Here is a 24,294-nt window from a genome sequence, read left to right as displayed (position 1 = left end):
GTATAATTCTATGTGACATAATTCAAACCCTCATCTTGTTTTCTTACTTATAGAAATAAAAAATTTTTTACAATTTCTTTCCTGAAAGTATGAGAACTCTCGTTCAACGAATTAGGAAGGTTTCTCATTACATTAAATTTTGATACTTTTCTTTTTCTAATGATCTCTTTATTTCTTTACTTAATCACTAGCATATCGTTTTGAAAGGTCTTTATGATTTTACCTTCCTACTCGTTGACTTTGAAAGTAGGAGCCTCTGTACTCTTTTTCTGCTCCACAATACATATGTTTTTAACTCCGTGGTTACATGTCCTGTTTCAACGCTCTGAACACAAAAGAATGATATTCCCAAAACTATGCAAACGACATCAGCTATTTTCTGAACTCTATAGATTCGTGAGTAAGGTAGAAATAGTCTTTGTACTCTGGGCAGTGCCCTTGTTTTTCTGGTTTTTGTATACCGAAGGCTATAGAGTGACTATGGCTTATTTTAATAGTCGTAATTACAATTCAGCGATGTTTATCGTTGTCATTTTTCTTCTCTTAGAGTCTCGACCTATTGTATATTTTGCAGAACGACTTCTCTCTTCAATCGCAAGAATAGGAAAAACTTCTCCGAAATCTTGGTGGTGGACCTTAATGATAGCAACACCTTTGCTTACCTTCCTCTTAAAAGAAAGTGGAGCAATGATTATTGGTGCGACTTTACTTGTAAGGCATTTCTACGCTTTTTCTCCTTCATCCCGTTTTGCTTACGCTACGCTTGGCTTGCTTTTCTCAAATATCTCTATAGGAGGTCTTTCGAGCTCGATTTCTTCTCGAGCAATGTTTGTAATCTTACCTTCCTTGAAATGGGGACACAAATTTGTTTTCCAATATTTTGCTTGGAAAGCTACCCTCGCAATTTTAGTTTCTACTACAGTGTGTTATCTAATATTTCGTAAAGAGTTTGATACATTTCCAACAACTGTATTGAATCGCGATTTTAAAGGAGAGCGTGTTCCTTGGTGGATTATTTGTATCCACATTATTTTAGTTTGGATTGTTGTTTGGTCCAGATACACCCCTTTATTCATAGTGGCTATTTTATTATTTTATATAGGATTTCAGAGATTCACCATTTTTTATCAATCCCCATTAAATATTCCTAAAGCTTGTTTAGTAGGGTTATTTTATGCTGGAATGGTGATTTTCGGAGACCTTCAGGAATGGTGGGTTTTAGGCATCATGCACGGAATGTCTGATTTCGGCTATATGATATCGTCCTATATGTTATCTATTTTCCTAGATAACGCTTTGGTGAACTATCTTGTGCATAATTTACCTGTAGCAACAGATTGTTATCTTTACCTGGTAATCACAGGCTGTATGGCTGCTGGTGGCTTAACCCTGCTTGCTAATATGCCAAATATTATTGGATATCTTTTATTAAGGCCTGCGTTTCGAGATTCTTCTATATCTCAAGGAAAATTATTTTTAGCAGCTTTAGGCCCTTCTTTTATTTCTTTGATAGTCTTTTGGATTTTTAAAGATATTCCAGAATTTCTTTACTGTTTTTTTAGGTAGCAGATTTCCCCTGGATATAAACAGGAATTTTTTGTCCTAATTGTTCTGTCAAAAAGGCTTGGGAATAGACTAAAAATTCTTTATAATTCATTGCCTCGGCGATGGCTATCTTTTGGTTTAGAGATGAAAATTGTTCATGAGGTTTTTCAAATGCTAAAGAAAACAAGATAGTATTAGTGATTTCAAAAGAATTTTCTGGTTCACGAATCTTATTAATATAAGCTATTTTCAAATTTTGGAAATATTCTGGAGACATTCCAAACATTTCTGGTTTTTGTACAACATTACTTATGAATTCTTGTGTTTTGATAATAAGATCTTCTGGGGAATAGGCGTCAGAGCGGATATAAAAGAAGCCAAAAGGTCTTGAGGCTAATTCTCGATATCGGGCTCCAACCATATAGCCCAACTGTTGTTGCGTTCTCAACTCCTCAAAAGTAATATGATGTAACCATTCGAATAACATTTCTGTAGCAACAAGACCTTGAAAAGAGGGAGAGCTTGTGTCTTGAAGTAATAACAGCATACCATTTGTTGTTAAGGGATAGTTATATTGAATAAAAGTAGGAACTTCTTTTTGTAGTTGATAGTAGAAAGGTTGCGCATTGTATGCAGGGATAGTAGTGGTAAAATCTTGAAAAATGGCTATATAGTCTTGTTGTTGGGAGTGTGAAAGATGCCCTAGCAACATAACTTCTAAATAGATTTGTTCGAATAATCTCGAAGAAAAATTTTGAAATTGTTCAAAAGAAAGATTTTGGAGAAGAGTTCGTTTTTTTGTATGAGAATATACATTCTCAATAGTTTGAGAAAATAATTCATCAAGACCTGCACGTATGGGACAAGCTCGAAGAGCTTTTTCATAATCTTCTAAGAGTCGTTGTTTATATATATCAAACTTGGCTTCACTAATAGATACTTGAGATATAGATTCTAAAATAGATTTAAGAAGAATTGGTGCTGTTGCTGTATAGCCTGTAATTTTTAGATCTATGCCTTCACCACCTAATAAAGAAACAAAAGAAAGTCCAGCTAATGTCGCTGGATGGTAGAGTTCAAGAAGTTTTTCGTTTAAAGCTAAACAGTACAGCTCTGTGTTTACTAAAGTTTGTGGTTCTTTTCTTGAAATTTGAGGAGTACGAATGCGAAGATGTGTCGCAATTTTTGGTGCTGTATAGTAATGATCTTCACAATAGTAAAAGGTTAGCTTATCATCTTTGTGCTTTAAAATTGGAGTGAAGGGAAAAAGAGTCTTTTCTGAGGATATTATTGATGTTGGTATAATAATATCTTTGGGAAGGAAGATATTAGGTTCAGGAAGTTTCATGGTATCTTCTGATGACGCTGTTCTACATAACAGAAGCTCTTTCTCTAAAGATTTAGAATAGTATGTCATGTCAAAAATATCATCGTAATGCTCTTTAATATTCGTCCAATTTTCAGGGTTTTTTATTGAGATAACATAGCGCGCTTGCTCAGGATTTGCGATAATTTTTAAAAGATCTGCCTCTTGTTTTTGCGTATACTCAGGATAAATTAAAGTGCGATGGGGATAAGTTGCTAAATCTTCATTGGCAAGTTCTAAGATTTGTTCCGTAAGTAAACCAAACAATTCCGTTTTTGAAGAATAACTGTATTCTAAAGCATTAATGGTAGAAAGCTCTTGAGCACAGTAACTCGGAATTTTTTGTTGCTGAATTTTTTGGAGATATTGGAATGTATATTGAAGTATTTGAGAATAATTCTCTTCTCCTTTTTGAGTGAGTTCGTAGTAGATATAGAAGTCTTTTGTATTTAAAGAGCTTTTTCCTAGATCAACATCAATTTTTGTGATTAATTGTTTTTCTTTTAGCATTGAAGCAAGGCTATTTGTTCCTTCATGTTTAAGTATTCGTGATAAAGCTGCATAACATCCCTGAGAAATTTCTGATAAAGGGTGGTAAAGGTGCCAGTAGATTTCTAAGCAAGAAATTGGTTGTATCGCTTTATTTATGAAAATTTGCTTTGGTGAAGATATATCTTCTGAAGGAAGAAAGTATTTTTGTTTTTCATAAGTCTTTAATACAGGGATCTGTGAAAAGACTTTAGATAGAGATTTTATAGCTTTTGGAAGAGGGTCGGAAGTATATGCTATAGCGCACATATTTTCTGGTGAATAGTGCTTGCCAAACCATTCTGCCATTTTTTCTGAAGTTATTGAAGATAAAGTAGAAATATTTCCACAACTAAAACGATGAATTGGATGCCCTATTGGAGAAATTAGTTGTTGGATGCGATGAATTCGTCTTCCATCTGATTGAGGATGTGCAGTAAATTCTTGATGTACTGCGTGTTTCTCTCTATCAAGATCTTCTTGACGGAATAGAGGATGAATAAAAAGATGAACAAACTGATCAATAGCTTCGGCAAATGCTGAGCGTTCTATAGAAAAAAGATAAGTTGTTGTTGCTGGTGTTGTAAAAGCATTACGAGTCCCATTATGGTTACTTAATATATGTGAAAAACTTGAAACGCTAGGATATTTTTTATTTCCTAAGAAGACACAGTGTTCTGTAAAGTGTGCCATTCCTGGATATTCTACGGGATCTGCATTGCTTCCTGTTTTTACGAGTAAAGCTGCTCCTGATGTAGGCTGGTTTGGTGCAGAAACAATAAGTAAAGGCAAACCATTACTACAAATCACTTTAGCAATTTTCTGATTTGCAATTGCTGTAGTAAGTATTTGTAAAGGACATTGGTCAGAGATAATTTGATGTTGTTGCTTACAAGATGTAATTAGTAGAGACAAGCAGAGTAAAAAAGCATAAGATTTTTGCTTTAGCATTTTACAAATCCTCATATAACTGCTTTACAATTGAGAAAATTTTATTAGCTCGCAAGCTTCTTTGAGCAAATTTATCTTGATTCTCAAGTTCTTCTGAAGAGCATAACTGATCTAATACAATTTCTGAACCAAAGTTGAAAAGTATGGGAGCAAAGAAAATCGCTCGATATTCTCCTACAGATTTTTCTATAGTTGGAGGTGGAGGAAGAATATCGTATGTTTTTAATGCAAAGGGATAAAAATGTGTAGGTTTTCTTGAGGACTTAGCTAGAAGTCGGAACATTTCAATACTGTCTGGATGAAATTCTGCAGGATAAAGTTCTCCAAATTGGTTTTTTCTATCTCGTCCTCCAGCAGGAGCTACATATATGAACTTTCCTCCTTCATGTAAAAGTGTTTTTAAGGTTCTCATACTTTTTTGATTGTGATGTAGTTTCTCCTTTCGTTGTTCAGGAGGAGAGTCAATATGGCGTTTAGAATAGATACATAATAAGTCGCAACCCATACTGAAAGGACGAGCTAAAGGATCTGAAGTTACTCGATCTCCAGCAATAAAAATCATGTTTTCAATTAACTTTGGATACTTTTTCCCTAACGAGTAGTACATCAATTGTGGATCACACTCTGTTTGATGGTTTGCTAATAAAATGACGTTGTCTCCACGAGATATATATTGTTGAATAGAATCAAGTTGTTCTATATTGACAACTCGAGAATTTTCATCGTCTATGAGAACGGAGAAAAATTCGATGCCAAAATGAAAAAGATCAATGGGAGAGCGAATTTTCTTATGATATGGTAGGAAAATGAAAGGGTTTTTCAGGTCTTCTATGACAATCTTTAGCCATTGAAGACAAAGGGCTTCAGCTACTTCTTGTGAGCTTTTTTTCAAAGCTGCTTCAACGTAATTGTGATAAAATATAGAAAATTTTTGATGCAGAGGTTCTGGAAGACAGTAATTTCTTATGGCTTGTTGTAAATAGGTCGAAAAGAGCATGACTACCTTATAAGTCTATACTTTCACCTGTAATCAGTGATAAAAATTGGTAATGATTTAGGTGCAAAGTATCTGCTGTTGAGATTTGAAGTTTGGCTTTCAAATGTTTGGCTAAAGAAAAAAGCTCTTCATCGCTTCCTTCTTGTTGCATATAGCTAGCAATTTCTGGATGTACAACTAAACAAAGATTTAAGTGTTCTTTATGACTTATAGCTTTTTTTAGGCTTCTTTCAATTTCTATGACTATGCTTTCTGGTGTTTTTATTGTTGCATTACCGTTACAATATGGACACGTTGTAAACAGTGTTTGCATTAGAGATTCTCGATTTCTTTGCCTTGTCATTTCTACTAAGCTGAATTCGCTCATACTTAAAATTGTACAACGTGCAGCGTCGTATTTCATGTGCTCTTTCAATCGCTCTAGAACCCGACGTTGATTTTTTCTAGATTTCATGTCGATAAAATCGACGATAATCAGACCTCCAATATTGCGAAGGCGTAATTGTCGAGCAATTTCTTCTGCAGCTTCTAAATTAATCTGCACAAGAGTTTCTTCAACACCACTTTCTATTTGAGTACTCCTTCCTGAGTTGACGTCAACTGTATGCATAGCTTCTGTCTTATCAAAAAATAGATAGCCACCACTAGAAAGCCAGATTTTCCTTTTGGTTGCCTTATCTATCTCTTTTTCAAGATTGAACCGCTCAAACATAGGATTAGAATCTCTATAATATTCTATTTTTACGGAAGAATCTGGAGCATATTTTTTTAACATACGTTTGCATTTTTGATATGTTGCATAGTCATCTATAAGTAGGCGCTTATAGCTCTTATCTATACAAGTGATAACAGCTTTTTTTAATATATCAGTTTCTTCGTATAGAAGGCAGGATTGGTCTGTAGAGTGGTATTTTTCTAAGATATTTTTCCAAATCAGCAGTAAATCGTGGGCCTCATTAATTAAAACTTCTGTAGATGCTGTTGTACTTGCCGTACGACAGATAAGCCCCATATCTTGAGGCATTTCAAAAGAGCGTATCAGTTGTTTTAAATGTTCTCTCATTTGAACATCTTCGATTTTTCGAGAAACACCCCGGTGGGGAGAGTTTGGTAATAGGACTAGATAACGTCCAGGGATAGAAATATTAGAAGTTAGTCTAGCTCCCTTGCTTCCAATTGGCTCTTTAACAACTTGGACAAGCACAGGGCTATCAAGTTCCAAAAGATTTTCAATAGGAGCTTCTTCTGATGATGGCTGTGGAAGTGTTTCGGGATCTGTATCGAACATTTGTTCAAATTTTTTAGAATTTTCTAAAATATCTGAAATATGGATGAAACCGTTCTCTCTTTCGTCAATATTAATAAAAGCAGATTGAATGTTTTTTAAAATATTTGTTACTCGACCTCTATAAATATTTCCCTTTAATTGGCGGATTTTTTTTCTTTCAATAATGAGATCAAAAAGCTGACCATTCTGCAAGTGTGCATAACGAATTTCTTTAGATTCTATATTGAGTAGGATGTCGTTTTCCATGATCTTCCTTATGTCTGTCCATTTCTGTATAGCGCGCTATTGAAAGAGGAGCGGTTTTTACAGAAAAGGAAACTTATTTCATTATTCGTGAATAAGTTTAGTGAGAGATTCTATAAAAATTAGGTAAAAAATTCTACAGAAATAGAGGGTGGGTTTTTTAAAAGAAAATTAAAAATAGTGAGACTTTTTAATGTTATTTCTCAATTAGATTTAAATATGTCTTTGTTTTCTATAATCTCTATCTTTGCTATGCTGTTTTTCTAATGTAGTAGCGTTTTGACGAAAGGTTATTTTGTAGATCGGATTAACAATTTAAAATTATATGTTTGTTGTCTGAAGTTTCCTGGAGAAAGAGAAGAGATTCGCTATACCTAGATTCCTAGTATATTTGTGAGAGAGAAGACAAGCTTTTCTGCTAACCAATCGAAATAATAGGGAGTTTGGAATAGTGGATGGAAGCCGATAAATGTTATTGAATCTTAACGCTTTGTTGGAGGGCGTTGTTCAGTGTGTAGTACAAATTTTATGATGCACAACCGGTAGAGCTTTATCATTTAATTCACCATGAAGAATCCGAGGTTCTTGATGACAGATCACTAGTGTGTCAAGAACTTCTTTTTGAGAGCAGCGGTTTTCAAGAGTGTTCCGAAAGAAAAGTTATTGTAAAATTTTTGGGAAAAATAGAGGGAGAGAATCCCTTTAAGCTTTTATAAAGGTAGAAAAATGGCAGTACCACGTAATCGACATAGTAATTCACGTAAAAATATTCGAAGAAGTCATCACGCTAAAAAACCGAGAAATACAGCTGTATGCAGTAATTGCAAACAAGCATTTTTACCTCATACTATCTGCTCTTCCTGTGGTTTTTATGATGGAAAGTCCGTTCTATCAGTAGAAAAGAAATAATAGTTTCATGTTTATGAAAGTACGGATTGGTATAGATCTCATGGGAGGAGATCATACTCCTCTTACTGTTTGGAAAGTATTGATAGATGTACTTAATTCCCAAGATGCTTCCATGCCGTATATTTTTACCGCTTTTCTTTCAAGGGAAGTGCATGAGGAAATTATAAAAGAGTCTCTTCGTGAAGATCTTGAAATTGTTGTTGCAGAAACTTTCGTGACAATGGAAGATTCTCCTTTAGCGGCTGTCCGTAAAAAATCATCTTCTATGGCTTTGGGCCTTGATTACTTAAGAGAAGATAAATTAGATGCTTTTATTTCGTCTGGAAATACTGGAGCATTGATTACCTTAGCTCGAGCAAAAATTCCTGTTTTTCCTACTGTATCTCGGCCAGCTTTGCTTGTTCACGTTCCCACAATGCAAGGTAAAGCTGCGATTTTAGATGTTGGCGCTAATGTTAATGTAAAACCTGAGGAAATGATCAATTTTGCTCGCATGGGAATTGCTTATAGGCAATGCCTAGGAAGAGTTGAACAGCCCAAAGTTGGTCTTCTTAATATTGGCTCCGAAGAGCGTAAAGGAACAGAGTCCCATCGGCAGACGTTTCGTTTACTTCGAGAGATTTTTCAAGATGCTTTTGTTGGCAATATTGAGAGTGGAGATGTTTTTCATGGTTCTGTAGATGTTGTTGTTACAGACGGATTTACTGGAAATGTATTTCTCAAAACCGCAGAAGGAGTCTTCGATTTCTTACGTCATATTTTAGGTGATAAAATAGAGACCATTTTAAAACAGCAATTAAATGGTGTTATTTACCCTGGTTCTATAGTTTGCGGCCTTTCTAAGCTTGTTATTAAGTGTCATGGAAAAGCTAAGACTTCTTCTTTATTTCAATGTATTCTGGGATCTATTGATCTCGTTCAGGCTCGTGTTTGTAGCCGAATTTTAACTAGTTTAATTTCTTAGTCTTTGTGTAATTCCTTTCTTTGTTGACGGGATCGTATTGATAATGATACATATTTTGCAAAATTAGTTTTATAAGTATCGCTAGGGTTGGTTGACTATGGTTAAAGAAAGAATTAGAAAGTATCAAAAAACTTCATTTTCTCATTCTGTAGTTATGGCGATACTAATTGCTGGAGGGGTGAGTTGGCAGTTAAAGAATTCGTGTGTTTTTGCAGATGAAATTATTGATAAAACTCCTCTTCCAACTATAGAGTTAACAGAAGGTGCTTCTGGACTAGGCTTAGATTATGTTTCTCTGTCAAAGTTACAACATGTCACTAATGAAACTACCATATATTCTATAGACGCACCTCTTTCTTGGTCGGATTTAGTTGTGTTACCTAATGAGCCTTTTATGGCTCATTCTTTTGAGGACTTCATTGATTATAGCCGAAGTCAAGGTTTGGTGTTTCTTTATGAAAGAAAGAATTCTTTAAGTTCTTCACAAGGTTTGCCCTATCAGGGATTAATTTTTTCTGGTTCAGAATCTAGTTCTAAAATGAATTTTGAAAATATAAAATCTTTTAGATCTGGTTCTACAATATATTCTGAGGCAGATGTTGTATTTAAATCACTAGCTGAAGGTTCAAGTTTTTGTCGTTGTGAATCCTTTGGGAGTGGTGGAGCAATTTTTGCTCTAAAAGATATTGTATTTCAAAATAATTCTGGCTCTCTAGTTTTTCTCGAAAATAAATCCCTAGTAAATTCTGATATAGATTTAACACCTATGGAAGGTGGTGGAGCTATACTTTCTTTTGGTTCTATTTCTTTTATAGGAAATCAAAACATCCAATGTTGTGACAATACTGCTCAAGCTTCTGGTGGAGCTATTCTTGGTGAGAGTATGCTGCTTTCTGAAACTACTGGGGATATTCTATTTAAGAATAATTCTGCGAATAAGTATGGAGGTGCTATTCGAACAAAACAGAATGTTTGCATAAAAAACAATTTGGGTGTTCTTCAATTTGAAGAAAATAAAGCAGATTGTGCTGGAGGCGCTATTTTTTGTGGGTCTTACCTTACAAATCTTGCTTTGCCTGATTGTATCGAGATAAGTAATAACGTTGGTTCTGTGTATTTCACTAAGAATATAAGTGCTTCAGCGGTTAAAACGATGGCTCGCGAAAGAAATTATACTGGAGGAGGAGCTTTATGGGGGACCAATGTCCTTATTTCTGAAAATTTAGGAGACATTTCTTTTTCTGAAAATCAGGGGGGAAATATTACTGCAATAGGGACTTATGTAGGTGGAGGAGCAATTTTTTCACTGGATGTAGCGAAAATTTCAGAAAACTCTGGTACAATTAACTTTATTAGAAATATAGGACAAGCTCTTGCAAATGTTCCTTTACCGGCTTCTTCCACAGAGGATGGGGTTAAAACCTTAGATTCAAGCCAAAATCAAAAAGAAATAGATTCTAAACTTCAGACAGCATCTCTAGATTCTGCTTTGCAAAGAAATGCTTCTACCGAAGATAAAATTTTAAGTCCTGATCAAGTTCTAGAAGATATTCGTGGTGGAGGAGCAATTTTCGCTAAGAAAATCGAAATCACGAATAATACTGGTCATTTAGGTTTCGGTTATAATTCTGGAGGAGGAGCTGAGCTTTCTCTTCCAAACGATCGTGCTGTTGTAGGAGGAGGAGCTCTTCTAGGAATTTTTGAAGTGTCTCTACAAGAGAATAATTCTGTTTCTTTTTCAGATAATATAACTTCAGGTGTGAAAGATTGTGGAGGTGCTATTTTATCTCGAAGTATCAAATTGGAAGGCAATTCAAAGTTAGCATTCACCTCTAATGGTTCAAGTTTTTTGGGTGGAGCTATTTGTGCTTTGGAAGGTACTGTCGATCTTAAAAATAACATGGGTCCTGTGTCTTTTATAGATAATAGAACACGTTTTGGTGGGGGGGCAATTTCCTCTTCCAAAGCTTCTGTTACTATTACAGGGAATCAAGGGTTTCTAGAATTTAAGAATAATATTGCTTATGGCCATCCTGTTTCTGAATTTCTTGAAGAAGGCCAGACAGACTTAAGTGGTCGCTATAGTGGTGGTGGGGCTATTCTTGCAGAAAATTTCGTAGAGATAACAAATAATTCTGGAGATCTACTTTTTTCAGGAAATCAAGCAGGAGCATTTGGTGGAGCTATTCTTGTTGGGTCTTTAGAATCTACTTCTGGAAATGCTTTTGGAGAAAAGGTTGAAGATAGTAATGCTGTTGTCTCCATTGTGGGAAATTCTGGAAATATTATTTTCTCAGGTAACAGTACAACTGTAGCGATTTCTGAAAAAGATAAACGCTATGGTGGTGGAGCTATTCATACTAAAGAGTTGAATGTTTCAGAAAATGGTTTGGTAGCTTTTTATAATAATAGAGCTGCAACAGGAGCTGCTGTCAGAATTTCTGAAGGAGGTTCCATGTCTTTGCAGGCTTCTAAGGGAGATATTATTTTCCAAGGAAATATTAATTTTAATGGAGATTCTGAAGCAATTTATCTTGCAGGAACACGATCAAAAATTCGTGAATTGTCTGCTGCTTCTGGAAGAAGTATAGTTTTCAAAGATGGGATTACTTTTGAAAATCTTGTTATTCGAAAAGGGTCTGACGGAAATCCTTTGAATGATCCTTTGTTCTTTAACTCAAAAGAAAAAGATCATCAGGGGACAATATTGTTTTCTCAGGCAATTTCAAAAATTCCACAAACTGCTATTTTGCAAGGAGGAACGCTTGCTTTAACTGGTAATGCTGAGCTATGTCTAGGAGGATTGAAGCAAGAACTTGGAAGTGAGATTTTATTAGAAGCCGGAACTACTTTACGAATTTATGATAAATTTTTAAGTAAAGAGGAAACTAAGTCTTTAATTATACCTAAGGAAGAAGCTTCGAGGTTTCCAAAATCTTCAGAAGATTTTGCTTCTTCTGTAGCATTAGAACCCTTGGCTTTTTTAGATCTTAATAATTTGTCTATAGACATATCTTCGTTTTCTGAATCTCTTGAAAAAGATGAACTTCTTCCACCTCAAGTTGTCGTTCCAGTGGATTCTGTAGAAGGTTTACAAGATGTGCGTCTTAAAATAGTTGATTCTACAGGTTTAGGTTATGAAAATCATTCATTGCTAAGTTCTCCTAAGAATATTTCTTTGATAGCATTTTCTACATCATTAAAAGATGTCGTATCTCCTGTTACAGAAGCCTCTCTGTCCAATATAAAAGTGGATATTGCTTTACCAGAAATGTCTGCAGAAACCTATGGACATGCGGGAGTTTGGTCAGAAGCTAGAGTTGAGGAAGGTAAGCTTGTTATTGATTGGGAACCTACAGGTTATAATCTTAACCCAGAAAAACAAGGATCTCTTGTATTAAATACTTTATGGGGGGTAGGAGAAGATCTTCGAGCCATCAAATTGCAACAGCAATTTCATAATATGACAACACAGAGAATGGAGTTAGATTTCTCTACAAATATTTGGGGCGCAGGTTTCGGAACTTTCGCAAATTGTTCAAGTGAAACGAAAATTGATGGATTCACTCATCGTGTCGGTGGATACATTGTCGGGATGGACACACAATTGATAGAAGATTTTTTAATTGGAGGATCCTTCTCTCAATGTTTAGGTTATACAAGTAGCACGTCTTATGATGCCCGAAGTGATACCTCTAGTTATATTGGCTCTGGCTATTTAAGTATTCTCTCTGGTTCATGGCTATTCAAAGGATCTTTTGTTTATGGTCAAGTTGCTAATGACCTTAAAACACGTTATGCAGGTTTAGGTAGCTCTTCAGCAAACTGGAATTCTCAAGGGTTTTTAGCCGATGTGAGAGTAGATTATCGTTATATTGTAAATCCTCGTAAGTTTATCTCTGCAATCGTTTCTACATTTGTTCCTTTTGCTGAAGTGGAATACATTCGTATAGATCTTCCTGAAGTCAAAGAAATCGGGAATGAAGCAAGAATTTTTCAGCAAGGACGCTTAGAAAATATTGCAATTCCTGTTGGGCTGACTTTAGAACAAAACTATTCTCGAGGATCTCACTCCGAAGTTAATGGATTGAGTGTTACCTATATCTTTGACGTATATAGACAACAGCCAGAGTCGGTTATAAGCTTGCCAGAAGCAGTATTCTCTTGGAAAGGAATGGGCGCAGATGTTTCCCCTAAAGCTATAAGAGCACAATTTAATAATGATACAGAGTGGAGTTCTTATTTTAGCACTCACTTTGGAGTAAATTATGAGTGGCGAGAACATATCAATACTTTAGATATAAATGCTGGCATTCGAGTAATTTTCTAATTATTCAAAAAGTTTTTAGAGTTAAAAGAACAGCCTTTATAATTTTAATTAATAGAATGCTTTTTTAAACGTATGGTTAAAAGAGATAAAAGCTAAATTTAAGGTTTTATTGGAAAAGATACTAGTTTATGCTAATTTAAAATTAAAATTATTAGTGCTATGACTAAAAAAGACTTCTTATTCTGGAAGCTGAATAATTTCTAATATAAATAAAAGGTAAGCTATGCCTTTTTCATTAAGATCATAGGTATCTTCGTCGCACAAGCATTCCAAAAAAATCTCTGTGTGAGTTGCTGAAGTTCCTGGTAAGGATAGAACTGCCTCAACTAAAGATAAGGCATAATTACGAACTAAGGTTTGTACTGAGGGTTCTGCGGAGCGATATATTTGCAAAACATCTTGAATGAGTTGCATGCCATAATTTTGATAAGTTATTTTAAATGTTTGGCAAAGCTCGTTGTACTGTTCTTGTTCAAGATCGTTTACCGTCTGTCTTAGGGTTAGTTTCATTAGGTTGGGTTGGAGATGATGAATCATGAGTCCAAATTCTTCTCCATACAAGCGTTTCATGCCGTTAATTATATGCCATTCTTCAGGTCCAAATTGACCTTCTGCAGGATTTAATGTTTCAAAACGAGATTCTTGTAGTTGAGCTCTATTTTCATGGAGCATTAAGAGTAGTTTTTCTTTTACTTCCTGAACCCAAATAAGCAGCTGATTTTCTCCAAGATCCGACTTACTATATAATTTTGTAAGTGCTCGGCATGTGACTTCTGCCCAAGTTGGCTTGCACGCGTATGCAGAGCTACTGATAAATAGTGCTGATTGTTGTTTTTCTTTTTTTGAAATGGCAGGATCATTTAAAGCTCGAAGGAGAAAGTGCATTAAGATTGGAAAAGTTTCTTGATCAGGATGCCCTATTTCTCTTTGCACAGATTCAAAATAGGGTATCATAATATTTGACCAGTTGGTATCCCAGGCATCAACTTTTATTAAAGCTTCTTTGAGTTTTTTATAATCACAAGCTGCCACTACAGTTTCTGTTAAGTCTTTTAGAAATGGCGAAAGTGTTGGAGATTTTCTAAGAGAACTTGGGCTCATATTTATATTAAACTTTCTAAGCCTTCCCTCAGAGTCTGTAAGAAGATCATTTATAAAATTTTTAATTTCTTTAACCCGTTGTTGCTCTTCTCCTATTAATGTCGTTATAGTGGGTGAAGGAGTTTCTGCACGGGTTAGAAGAACTCTCTTATCTTTACTTGGTTCACAAACACGGCAGCATGAGATCCCTAAAAGCAGAAGATGGATTGGCAAAAACAAAAGATAGAGAATGACAGCAGTGATGAGTGCTGCAATAAAAATTAAAGTTTTTGGAAAACATTTATTACGAAAAGGTGTGTCCTTAACGCAAAACATATTTTGAAAAACTTTTGAAGAGGAATTGTAAAGATTGAAAAAATTAGTTTTTTTTATCCAAACTTTCACACATGAAATTTCTTCAGAAATTTGGTTGGGTCTCTTTTCATATTGTCGTAGATTTGATGAATTAGAACACCCTATGATAGCCATAAAATACAGAATATAAAGTTTTGACAAATACTTTAAAGAAAAGAATAAGTATTTATCAATATGATAACGCATTTATGTTTTATTTATTCTTGTTCTTTAGATTTTATTGAATTACAAACCCAAATAATTTAATTGCTAGTTTGTACGCAAGATTTAAAAAAGGATCGTTGTTCTGGAATTTTATAGAACAAATTATGAAACTCTTGAATAGAAATTACACCCGTTTTCATTGTATTGCAAAGTTGTCTACAAGCTACTACTTGCTGCTCTCTATGATTACCTTGCATAAGGATCTCTAGTGCTGCTGCTACTCCCTTATAATCGAAGTCTTCCTTCCCACCTATAAATTCAGGGAAAACCACAGATTTCATAATGATATTGGGTAAAGAATAGGCTGGAGGAAAAATCTTAAAAATATGTTTAGCTATTAAAGTATCTAGAGAGTGGAGTCGGCATGTCACAATTGTTGGAGTTTTATTTAATGCAGTTTCTAAAACTATGGTCCCGCATTTTGCTAAAGCACAGTCACAAGCTTGCATAAGCTCGTAGCGTAACGTTGCAGGAACAATACCACTATATCTGCAGTTTTCTTCTTCAAGAATCTTTTTTATAATAAAATCATTTTTAGGATTTGAAGAAGAAACCAAGAGTTGGTGTGTTTGTGCTAGTGATGAGAATAAAAAGGCTTGTACCTGTACTCTAAGATTTCTCTCAATGTCCCCACGACGACTTCCTGGAAACGCTGCAATAATTGGTCGATGAGATAGAGATAATTCTTTTTTCCAAGAAGGGTTGTGTTGATGATTCTCTATTATATCAACTAAAGGATGACCTAAATATACTGTCTTTAAGGAAGAATCAGAAAAGAGTTCCTTTTCAAAGGGTAAAATTACAAAAAGAGCATCAAGGTACTTTTCTAAAGCTTGTTTTCTTTTAGGTCTCCATGCCCAAATGGTTGGGCAAACATATTGAAAAATTTTTCCTTTATAACCTTTTTTTCTAAGACTACGAATAAGAACAGCGTGAAAGTCTTGAAAATCTATACAAACAACAGTTCCAGGTTTCTCCTTAAGAATAGCTTTTAAAGTTTTTCGGTAGTTTCTAAATAAAGAAAAAAAAGCTAAAAAAATTTCAATAAATCCAGAGACGTGAAACTCTTCACTTTTTATAAGAGGAACTAATCCTTGAGCTCGCATCAGAGGTCCACCAATACCTGAATAGGTTATGGAGGAATCAAGAGACGTTAGTGCCTGCATGAAATTACTCCCGAGAATGTCCCCACTAGGTTCTCCAGAAGAAAGAAAATAATGATTTGAGGAGTAGGGCTTTAAGTATCGATTTCTGTAAAGAAGATAAAGGTTCGCTAAAGGGGGAAATAATCCACAACCATAACTTAAAACATTTACAGGGTCTCCTAAACGAATGAAGTAAGTAAGGGATAGTAGACTTCCTAAAAGGCTCATTTGCCAAAAGATTTCAGGAATTTCAGAAGGATGACCTTGCTCTATATGATACCATTGGAATAGAAATCGTGCTGAAAAGACAAAAAGGCCAAAATTTCCTAAAAGATGCCAATATATGCTTATAGGAGAATAGTCGAGGCAAAGAACGTCTGGAGACGCCATCCATTGTGTAGTGGGGTCTAAATACGAAGAAATAAGAAAAAATAGTAGAACTAGTATTGGAGACGTTATGATTATTGTTAAGGTTTTTTGAAAGGAAATTGCGTGAGAAGATACAATATTCAAATTTCTAAAATAAATAACTAAATTGATGGCGTGAAGCAGGGCTATAGGATATTGGTTTTGAATAAACCCGTGAAAAATCATCATCACGGCACCGACGGAAGAGAGCTTCCAGAAAATCTTTGGAATAAAAGAATTTTTATAGAGCTTGTTTTTCCACCATTGTAAGATGAATGCTGTTCCAAAAAAGAAATTTGCAACTAAGCCTAAAGGATACAGAGTGTGTATAAGGTTTTGAGGCAGCATTTTTACTATGATTAATTTAGGAACGGGATTCCTTTTTACGATGTACTTGGTGATGATGCATCCAAGCAGCATATATTTTAGTAAGTTTTGGATAAACTAAACTACGAATTTCTAATAGGGAAATAGCTTCTAAAAAGCGTACGTGATGCAAGAGCTTGCGATTGAAAAAATATATTTTTTTTGTTAGCGTTAGCGGAGTAAGACGGTACTGCATCTGAAGAATAAGAGCTGTAAGGATAAAATTTTTTTTCGAACAACTCGTAAATGAATCTGCAAAAAAATTCTCTAAAAAGTTTTTAATATATTCAAAAATTGCTGCTAACGACAAACCTAAGTGTTTACTGCACTTGTAGCGTACATTGAAATGCACAATGGGAAATAAAAATACTGCAAGCAGTTGATGTCGATCATAGATCCTCTCTTTTTTTTGAATTTTATGATCTAAGGCCTCGAGATAAGCATAAGTTTGCTCTTTTAAAGTTTGGTTAAGGTGAAATACTTTATCCATGTAAGGAAAAAGTATTTCAAGTAAGTGATTGGCTCTTAGTAAACGGACAAAAGAAGCAGAAACCCCAGAATTGAGCATCTTAATAAGCTCCTCAAAAACTCGAGCTTGAGAACTTTTTGTTAATTCGTAACGACAGGCAATTAAAGCTTCTTGTGTTTGTTGTTCTACAATGAATGGAAAGCGAGCAAGAATCTTTAATAGTCTAAGCATACGCACAGGATCTTGTTTAAAACGAACTGTAGGATCTCCGATAGTTCTTAAAAAATGATTGCGCAAATCATCCACGCCTCCAGTGTAATCTATGATTTCTTCTTCAGCAGGATCATAGAATAAACCATTAATAGTAAAATCTCTTCTCAAAACATCTTCTTCTGGAGTTCCCCAAAGATTATCTTTAGTGATAAGAGAATCTGCTTCAGTGTTCCCTGTTCGAAATGTAGAAACTTCTATAATTTGATTCGCAAATCTAATATGGGCTAGACGAAAACGCTTCCCAACAAGAATGCAATTTTTAAAAAGAGCTTTAATCTCCTCTGGCTTTGCAGATGTAGAAATATCAAAATCTTTGGGTGTAGTGTTAAGAAGAAGATCTCGAATGCAGCCCCCAACTATATAAGCTGCGTAACCTGCTTTGCGTAGAGTTTTTATTACAGACAGTGCTTGGGGAGAAAAATTGCTAAGTTGGATACTATGATCTGAAGCTGAATAAATAGTCGGAGTGAGTGAGGATTTAGATTTTTTTTTAAACAAGTCCGGGTCTCTACCGAAGAGGATGTTATTTTTACAGAACATTTATTATAGTTATTAAAGGTTAAAAGTCTTGGAAGAAAAAAGATTTAAGGATGGAAAGGGCTTTCTTTTCTCAGGCCTGAACATAACAAAAATCTAAAAGTTTTCAAGAGAAAAGAACTCCAAAGTAAGACCTTGTACTAAGAATGTGTATTTTCTTTTATTATTTATCTAACCCTTTATATAAACACACAGAGAATTTCAGAAGAATAGAGGATGAACATGGCCCAAGAAATAAAGCAACTTTTTGGTACAGATGGTGTGCGTGGGCGTGCAAATTTTGAGCCTATGACGGTAGAAACTACGGCCTTGCTAGGAAAAGCTGTAGCTAGAGTTTTATTGGAAGGTAGATCTGGGAAACATCGTGTTGTTATCGGTAAGGACACTCGACTTTCAGGATATATGTTTGAGAGCGCGTTAATAGCTGGATTAACCTCTATGGGAGTAGAAACTCTTGTTCTGGGACCAATTCCAACTCCTGGTGTAGCGTTTATTACTCGAGCTTACCGAGCGGATGCTGGAATTATGATCTCTGCGTCTCATAATCCTTATTGGGATAATGGAATTAAAATTTTTTCTTCTGAAGGTTTTAAAATTTCTGAAGTAGTTGAAACTCGCATAGAAGAGATGGTTAGTGAAGCTCAATTTGGACTGCTTCCAGAAGATCACGCCGTAGGTAAAAATAAACGTGTTGTTGATGCTTTGGGACGTTACATAGAATTCGCCAAAGCAACTTTTCCAAAAGGAAGAACTTTAAAGGGATTAAGAATCGTTTTAGATTGTGCTCATGGAGCCGCATATAAAGTTGCCCCTTCTGTTTTCGAAGAATTAGATGCTGAAGTAATTTGTTATGGCTGTGAACCTTCTGGAGTGAATATTAATGAGAATTGTGGAGCACTTTTCCCTGTAGTAATTCAAAAAGCTGTTATAGAGTACCAAGCGCATATCGGAATAGCTTTAGATGGAGATGGAGATCGGATCATCATGGTAGATGAGAAAGGACATATTGTTGATGGAGATATGATTTTAAGTATTTGTGCTAATGACCTTAAGAAAAAAGGACTTTTACGTCGTAATCGTGTTGTAGCAACTGTTATGACAAATTTTGGTGTGCTAAAACATTTAGAAAGTCAAGGCATAGATGTTCTTGTCTCTCCTGTTGGAGATCGGCATGTATTGCAAAGTATGCTAGAAAATGAAGCTTCTTTAGGGGGAGAACAAAGTGGTCACATGATCTTTTTGGATTATAACACGACAGGCGATGGTATAGTCTCTGCTTTACAGGTATTACGGATTATGATCGAAAGTGAGTCTACATTATCAGACCTCACTTCGGCTATTGTAAAAAGTCCTCAAACTTTAATCAATGTTTCCGTTCGAAAAAAAGTACCTTTAGAAGAGCTTCCTTCGATACAAGAGGCCTTAAGAGATATTCAGAGTACTTTAGGCTCTTCAGGACGTATATTATTAAGATATTCTGGAACCGAAAATATATGCAGAGTTATGGTTGAGGGATCAAAAAAGCATCAGGTAGACTGTCTTGCCAAAATGCTAGTAGATATTGTTAACCTAGAATTGGGCTCTGGAGCTATTGAATAAGGTAAACTATGTGCGGAATATTTGGGTATCTGGGTTCCAAGAAAGCTCTTCCTCTTATTTTAGAAGGCTTAGCTCGTTTAGAATATCGTGGTTATGATTCTGCTGGTGTAGCTTGCATTGAACAACAGGAATTATTTGTAAAGAAAACTGTTGGTCGTGTTTCTGAATTAGCAAGTTCTTTATACAATGAGGAAATTTCTGCGTCACTAGCAATTGGTCATACTCGATGGGCTACTCATGGAGCCTCGACTGTAGCAAACGCTCATCCCCATATTGATGAACAAAACTCTTGTGCAATAGTTCATAACGGGATTGTTGAAAACTTTAAAGAGTTGAAAGCTTTATTAGAAGCACAAGGGGTTTGCTTTACTTCAGAAACAGATTCAGAAGTTGTCGTTCAGCTATTTTCTTGGCGCTATCAATCTTGTAAGGATCTTCTTCATAGTTTTTCTTGGACATTATCACAACTGCGAGGAAGTATTGCTTGTGCTTTAATACACAAGAATTTCCCAGATACAATACTCTGTGCATCACAAGATAGCCCCTTGATTTTAGGTTTAGGAGAGAATCAAGAAACATTCATAGCTTCTGATTCTCGAGCATTTTGTAAACATACAAAAAATATACAATCTTTAGCATCAGGAGAGATCGCTTTTATTCAGAAAGGCATTCCTATAGAAATTTACAATTTCAAACTAAAGAAAATTACTAAAGAAATTCGTCAAGTCTCTTACAGTGAAGATCCTGTAGATAAGCAGGGTTATAGTTATTACATGCTCAAAGAAATTTATGAGCAGCCAGATGTATTAGATCACTTGATTCATAAGTATCTCGCTCCTCAGGGAGGAGGACTTCTGCCTCATTTTTTATCAGAGTTGAATATAGAAGATTTCGATACTATTTCCATAGTTGCTTGTGGTTCTTCTTATCACGCAGGATATTTGGCAAAATACATCATAGAATCGATAGTTCCTCTTCCTGTTCATGTAGAAATTGCCTCAGAGTTTCGTTATCGTCATCCGTACATTGGTAAAAAAACTTTAGCTATTTTAATTAGTCAATCTGGAGAAACTGCAGACACTCTTGCAGCTCTGAAAGAACTACGACAAAGAGGTGTCGCATCTATCTTAGGAATATGTAATGTTCCTGAATCAGCATTAGCAAGTGGCGTAGACTATTGTCTTTTTTTAGAAGCAGGGATGGAAGTTGGTGTCGCATCAACAAAAGCTTTTACTTCTCAGCTCTTGCTCCTCATGTTTGTGGGGTTAAAATTAGCCTCTTCTCGTGGAAGATTATCTTTTGAAGAGCAGCAAAGTTATATTCAAGGATTGAAGGATCTTCCTCATTTATGTCGACAGCTTCTTGATAATGATCTCTTGTTTTCTTGGGCTCATGCTTATCATAAGGAGGAGAAATTTCTCTTCTTAGGAAGGCGATTTATGTATCCTGTCGTTATGGAAGCTGCACTAAAGCTTAAGGAAATCGCTTATGTCGAAGCAAATGCTTATCCTGCAGGAGAAATGAAGCATGGTCCAATAGCTTTGATTCATCCAGGTTCTCTGGTAATTGTTTTTTGTGGTGATTCTATCGTTTATGAGAAGATGGTTGGAAATATCATGGAAGTCAAGGCTCGTTGCGCCCATGTAATTGCAGTTGCTTCTGAAAAAAATAAAGATATTGCCGCAGTATCAGATAAACAAATCTATATTCCTGAAAGCCATAATTTGGTTGCTCCAATTTTATATTCAATTGCGGGGCAAGTGATGGCTTATGCCATGGCTCTGGACAAAGGGACCGAGATAGATTATCCTAGAAATTTAGCAAAGTCTGTAACAGTTGAGTAAATGTTGAAGACTTGTTTTACAAATATTTTTAGCTATTTCTAAGCTAAGAGTGCTTACTTTAAGAGGAGATTGTGTCGAATAAAATAATAGGAGGATCTTTGCTTATAGCAGGGACCGCCATTGGCGCTGGTGTTTTAGCTGTTCCTGTATTGACTGCTGAAGGAGGATTTTTCCCAGCAACATGGCTTTATATACTTTCTTGGTTGTTTTCGATGACCTCAGGATTATATCTTCTTGAAGTAATGACCTGGCTTAAAGATAAGAAGCAAGTGAATATGCTTTCAATGGCAGAGTGTACCCTAGGACAAGTTGGTAAGGTTATGATGTGCCTAGTCTACTTGTTTCTTTTTTACTCTCTTTTGATAGCATATTTTTGTGAGGGAGGAAACATCTTTTTTCGTGTTTTCGGTTGTCTAGGGGATGCAAGCCCTTGGATACGGCATTTGGGACCTTTGGCTTTCGCTTGTTTGATGTGTCCCATCCTTTTGTCGAAAACAGTAATCATAGATTACTACAATCGTATCCTTATGCTTGGGCTTGTATTAACGTTTGGAGCATTCTGTGTTTTCGGTTTTGGAAAAATACAATTAAATCTTTTATGCCACTCTTCTTGGAAATCTTCTCTAAGTGGTTTACCTATTCTTTTTCTTGCATTTGGCTTTCAAAGTGTCGTTCCAACTTTGTATTATTATATGGATAAAAATGTTCGGAATGTTCGTCGAGCAATTTTTTTGGGAAGCCTACTCCCCCTAGGATTTTACATCTTATGGGAAGCCATAGTGCTTGGTGGTGTTCCTTTGAGTATTTTGAATATTGCAAAAACTCAAGGTTTTACTGCTGTTGAAGCTCTAAAACAAACTTTACAGTGTTCCAGTATCTATATTTTAGGAGAGCTTTTTGGTTTTTTTGCTTTAGTTTCCTCTTTTGTTGGAGTAGCTTTAGGTGTTATGGATTTCTTAGCGGACGGTTTGAAATGGAATAAAAAAACTCATAGCTTTTCTATTTTCTTTTTAACATTCATTATACCTCTTTCCTGGTCAATATGTTATCCTGAAATCGTTTTAAAGTGCCTTAATTATGCTGGAGGATTGGGAGCCGCTTTAATAATAGGGTTTTTCCCTATATGGATGGTTTGGAGAGGCCGTTATGGCAAGGTACGCTACTCGGAAAAACATTTGGTTCCAGGAGGAAGAATTACTTTAATACTGATGTTGTTGATCATAGTAATTAATGTAGTAAGTCTTTATTATTAAAATTATAAAAATATTATTAGGGAGATTATATGGGATTGTACGATCGTGACTATATACAAGAATCTCGTCTGCCGGGAACTTTTGTTTCTAGAGTTTATAGTTGGATGACGGCAGGACTTGCTGTTACAGCCTTTGTAAGTTTAGGACTTTACTGTACAGATCTATATAAAAGTTTATTTGCTTTCTGGTGGGTTTGGTGTTTTGGAACCTTAGGTATTTCCTTCTTCATTAATTCAAAAATACAAACCTTATCTTTATCCTCCGTAATGGGGCTTTTTTTAGCCTATTCTGTTTTAGAAGGGATGTTTTTTGGAACTCTGCTTCCAGTATATGCAGCTCAGTATGGTGGAGGTGTAGTTTGGGCCGCATTTGGGTCTGCTGCTTTAGTTTTTGGATTGGCAGCTCTTTATGGAGCTTTCACAAAAAATGATCTGACACAAATGAGTAAAATTTTAATGGTTGCCGTTTTTGGCTTAATGGCTGTGACGATACTTTTTGCCATTATTTCTATATTTGTTTCTGTACCGTTCTTCTACTTGCTAATTTGCTATGTGGGACTTGTAATTTTTGTTGGTCTAACAGCTACAGATGCTCAAGCAATACGGCGTATAGCTGTTAATGTTGGAGATGATAGTGTTGTAAGTTACAAACTTTCTTTAGTTATGGCTTTGAAAATGTATTGCAATGTTATCATGGTTTTCTGGTATCTGTTGCAAATTTTTTCTTCTTCAGGAAATCGAGATTAAATTTCGGCAGTTGTCGTAGAAAATAATTTCTCAAGAAAAAAGTCTATATGGAACTCTTGAAGGTCTTCAAAAGATTCTCCATAACTAATAAATTTTGTTGGGATTTTCAAAAGTTTTGCAATTCGAAACAAAGTTCCTCCTTTTGCAGAACCATCAGCTTTTGTTAGGATAAGCCCAGATATTGGAGCTACAGAGGAAAATATTTGAGCTTGTTCAACAGAATTTCCTCCCAAAGTTGCATCTAATGTCATAAGAACTTCATGAGGAGCTCCAGATAGAGCTTTGTCACATACTGAGGCCACCTTAGAAAGTTCTTTCATTAGATTTGTATGAGTATGAAGACGACCAGAAGTGTCTATAATAACTTTGTCATATCCTCGTGCTATGGCGGCCCGTATCCCATCAAACGCTATTGCTGCAGGATCTCCACCCTGTTTTCCTGAAACAAAACCACATCCAAGCTTCTCTGCCCAACAACGAGTTTGATCCATACCTGCTGCACGAAACGTATCTGTAGCAACGATCATAACTTTTTGGGATTGTTGCTGATAAAAATTCGCAAGCTTCGCAACAGTTGTAGTTTTCCCAGAGCCGTTAGAGCCTAAAATTAAGTAAACATAAGGCGTTGTAGTAAGCGGGGGTTTGCAAATAGGGAGTTGTTTTAAAGTCTCTCGTAATACATTAGAGACAAGTTCTCTGATTTTGGTTTCATCGAGTTTTTTTTCTTTACATAACCTAGAGCATAACTCTTCAGTAAGCTCTGTTCCAAAATCTGCTTCATAGAAAAGTTTTTCAGTATGTTCTAGAAGATCTGTAGAAAGATCTTTCTTAAACAAAGCTTGAATCTTACTTCTAAAGAATTTGAACATTAATT

At 35.4% G+C, this 24,294-nt stretch carries 15 protein-coding genes; 8 read left to right on the top strand and 7 right to left on the bottom strand.

All coding sequences use genetic code 11. The features are described from left to right. Window positions 1-213 precede the first annotated feature (213 nt). Window positions 214-1,566, top strand: a complete 1,353-nt coding sequence (locus JMS40_RS00355; protein ID WP_201456300.1) for a putative Na+/H+ antiporter — start codon at window positions 214-216, stop codon at window positions 1,564-1,566. On the opposite strand, the gene JMS40_RS00350 is transcribed toward JMS40_RS00355, so the two are convergent. Genes JMS40_RS00350 through JMS40_RS00340 form a run of 3 tightly spaced genes read right to left on the bottom strand, consistent with a single transcriptional unit; the run spans window position 1,559 to window position 6,921 of the window. Next, window positions 1,559-4,390 (bottom strand): insulinase family protein, encoded by a 2,832-nt coding sequence (locus JMS40_RS00350; RefSeq protein WP_201456299.1) that lies wholly within the window; start codon window positions 4,388-4,390, stop codon window positions 1,559-1,561. The genes JMS40_RS00355 and JMS40_RS00350 overlap by 8 nt on opposite strands. A 1-nt stretch (window position 4,391) precedes the next feature. Further along, window positions 4,392-5,387: a 1-acyl-sn-glycerol-3-phosphate acyltransferase gene (locus JMS40_RS00345; protein ID WP_201456298.1), complete on the bottom strand. Its 996-nt coding sequence runs from the start codon at window positions 5,385-5,387 to the stop codon at window positions 4,392-4,394. Between the two features lie 7 nt (window positions 5,388-5,394). Then, window positions 5,395-6,921, bottom strand: a complete 1,527-nt coding sequence (locus tag JMS40_RS00340; RefSeq protein ID WP_201456297.1) for an Rne/Rng family ribonuclease — start codon at window positions 6,919-6,921, stop codon at window positions 5,395-5,397. 723 nt (window positions 6,922-7,644) lie between these two features. Between JMS40_RS00340 and rpmF the strand changes: the two genes are divergently transcribed. From rpmF to JMS40_RS00325, 3 genes are all read left to right on the top strand, one after another. Further along, window positions 7,645-7,827 carry a 50S ribosomal protein L32 gene (rpmF, locus tag JMS40_RS00335; protein WP_201456296.1) on the top strand — a complete coding sequence of 61 codons (183 nt, stop codon included), beginning with the start codon at window positions 7,645-7,647 and terminating at the stop codon, window positions 7,825-7,827. Window positions 7,828-7,840: 13 nt separating this feature from the next. Continuing rightward, window positions 7,841-8,791 (top strand): phosphate acyltransferase PlsX, encoded by a 951-nt coding sequence (gene plsX, locus JMS40_RS00330; RefSeq protein WP_201456295.1) that lies wholly within the window; start codon window positions 7,841-7,843, stop codon window positions 8,789-8,791. A 97-nt stretch (window positions 8,792-8,888) separates the two neighbouring features. Next, complete coding sequence (locus JMS40_RS00325; RefSeq protein WP_201456294.1) at window positions 8,889-13,121, top strand: autotransporter domain-containing protein; 4,233 nt, start codon at window positions 8,889-8,891, stop codon at window positions 13,119-13,121. A gap of 177 nt (window positions 13,122-13,298) precedes the next feature. Here JMS40_RS00325 and JMS40_RS00320 read toward each other — a convergent pair whose 3' ends face one another. From JMS40_RS00320 to pcnB, 3 genes are all read right to left on the bottom strand, one after another. Beyond that, window positions 13,299-14,606 (bottom strand): DUF1548 domain-containing protein, encoded by a 1,308-nt coding sequence (locus JMS40_RS00320; RefSeq protein WP_201457107.1) that lies wholly within the window; start codon window positions 14,604-14,606, stop codon window positions 13,299-13,301. 212 nt (window positions 14,607-14,818) lie between these two features. Then, window positions 14,819-16,681 (bottom strand): lipid-A-disaccharide synthase N-terminal domain-containing protein, encoded by a 1,863-nt coding sequence (locus JMS40_RS00315; RefSeq protein WP_201456304.1) that lies wholly within the window; start codon window positions 16,679-16,681, stop codon window positions 14,819-14,821. A 16-nt stretch (window positions 16,682-16,697) separates the two neighbouring features. Further along, window positions 16,698-17,981, bottom strand: a complete 1,284-nt coding sequence (gene pcnB, locus JMS40_RS00310; RefSeq protein ID WP_201456292.1) for a polynucleotide adenylyltransferase PcnB — start codon at window positions 17,979-17,981, stop codon at window positions 16,698-16,700. Between the two features lie 219 nt (window positions 17,982-18,200). On the opposite strand from pcnB, the gene glmM reads away from it, so the two are divergent. The 4 genes from glmM (at window position 18,201) to JMS40_RS00290 (ending at window position 23,420) form a co-directional block, all read left to right on the top strand. Continuing rightward, the gene (glmM, locus tag JMS40_RS00305; protein WP_201456291.1) at window positions 18,201-19,577 is read left to right on the top strand and encodes a phosphoglucosamine mutase; all 1,377 of its coding nucleotides are present in this window, start codon (window positions 18,201-18,203) and stop codon (window positions 19,575-19,577) included. A gap of 8 nt (window positions 19,578-19,585) precedes the next feature. Next, a complete protein-coding gene (glmS, locus tag JMS40_RS00300) occupies window positions 19,586-21,421 on the top strand; it encodes a glutamine--fructose-6-phosphate transaminase (isomerizing) (protein WP_201456290.1) in 1,836 nt (611 codons plus the stop codon). A 71-nt stretch (window positions 21,422-21,492) separates the two neighbouring features. Beyond that, window positions 21,493-22,674 carry an aromatic amino acid transport family protein gene (locus JMS40_RS00295; RefSeq protein ID WP_201456289.1) on the top strand — a complete coding sequence of 394 codons (1,182 nt, stop codon included), beginning with the start codon at window positions 21,493-21,495 and terminating at the stop codon, window positions 22,672-22,674. 29 nt (window positions 22,675-22,703) lie between these two features. Beyond that, window positions 22,704-23,420, top strand: a complete 717-nt coding sequence (locus JMS40_RS00290) for a Bax inhibitor-1/YccA family protein (RefSeq protein ID WP_201456288.1) — start codon at window positions 22,704-22,706, stop codon at window positions 23,418-23,420. On the opposite strand, the gene ftsY is transcribed toward JMS40_RS00290, so the two are convergent. Beyond that, the gene (gene ftsY / locus JMS40_RS00285) at window positions 23,417-24,289 is read right to left on the bottom strand and encodes a signal recognition particle-docking protein FtsY (protein ID WP_201456287.1); all 873 of its coding nucleotides are present in this window, start codon (window positions 24,287-24,289) and stop codon (window positions 23,417-23,419) included. The two genes, JMS40_RS00290 and ftsY, sit on opposite strands and share 4 nt — an antisense overlap. Window positions 24,290-24,294: the final 5 nt, after the last annotated feature.

Source organism: Chlamydia sp. 17-3921 (assembly GCF_902705545.1).
Lineage (GTDB): Bacteria > Chlamydiota > Chlamydiia > Chlamydiales > Chlamydiaceae > Chlamydia.
The sequence above is the reverse complement of the archived record's forward strand: the minus strand, read 5'-3'. Positions and strand labels throughout refer to the sequence as shown.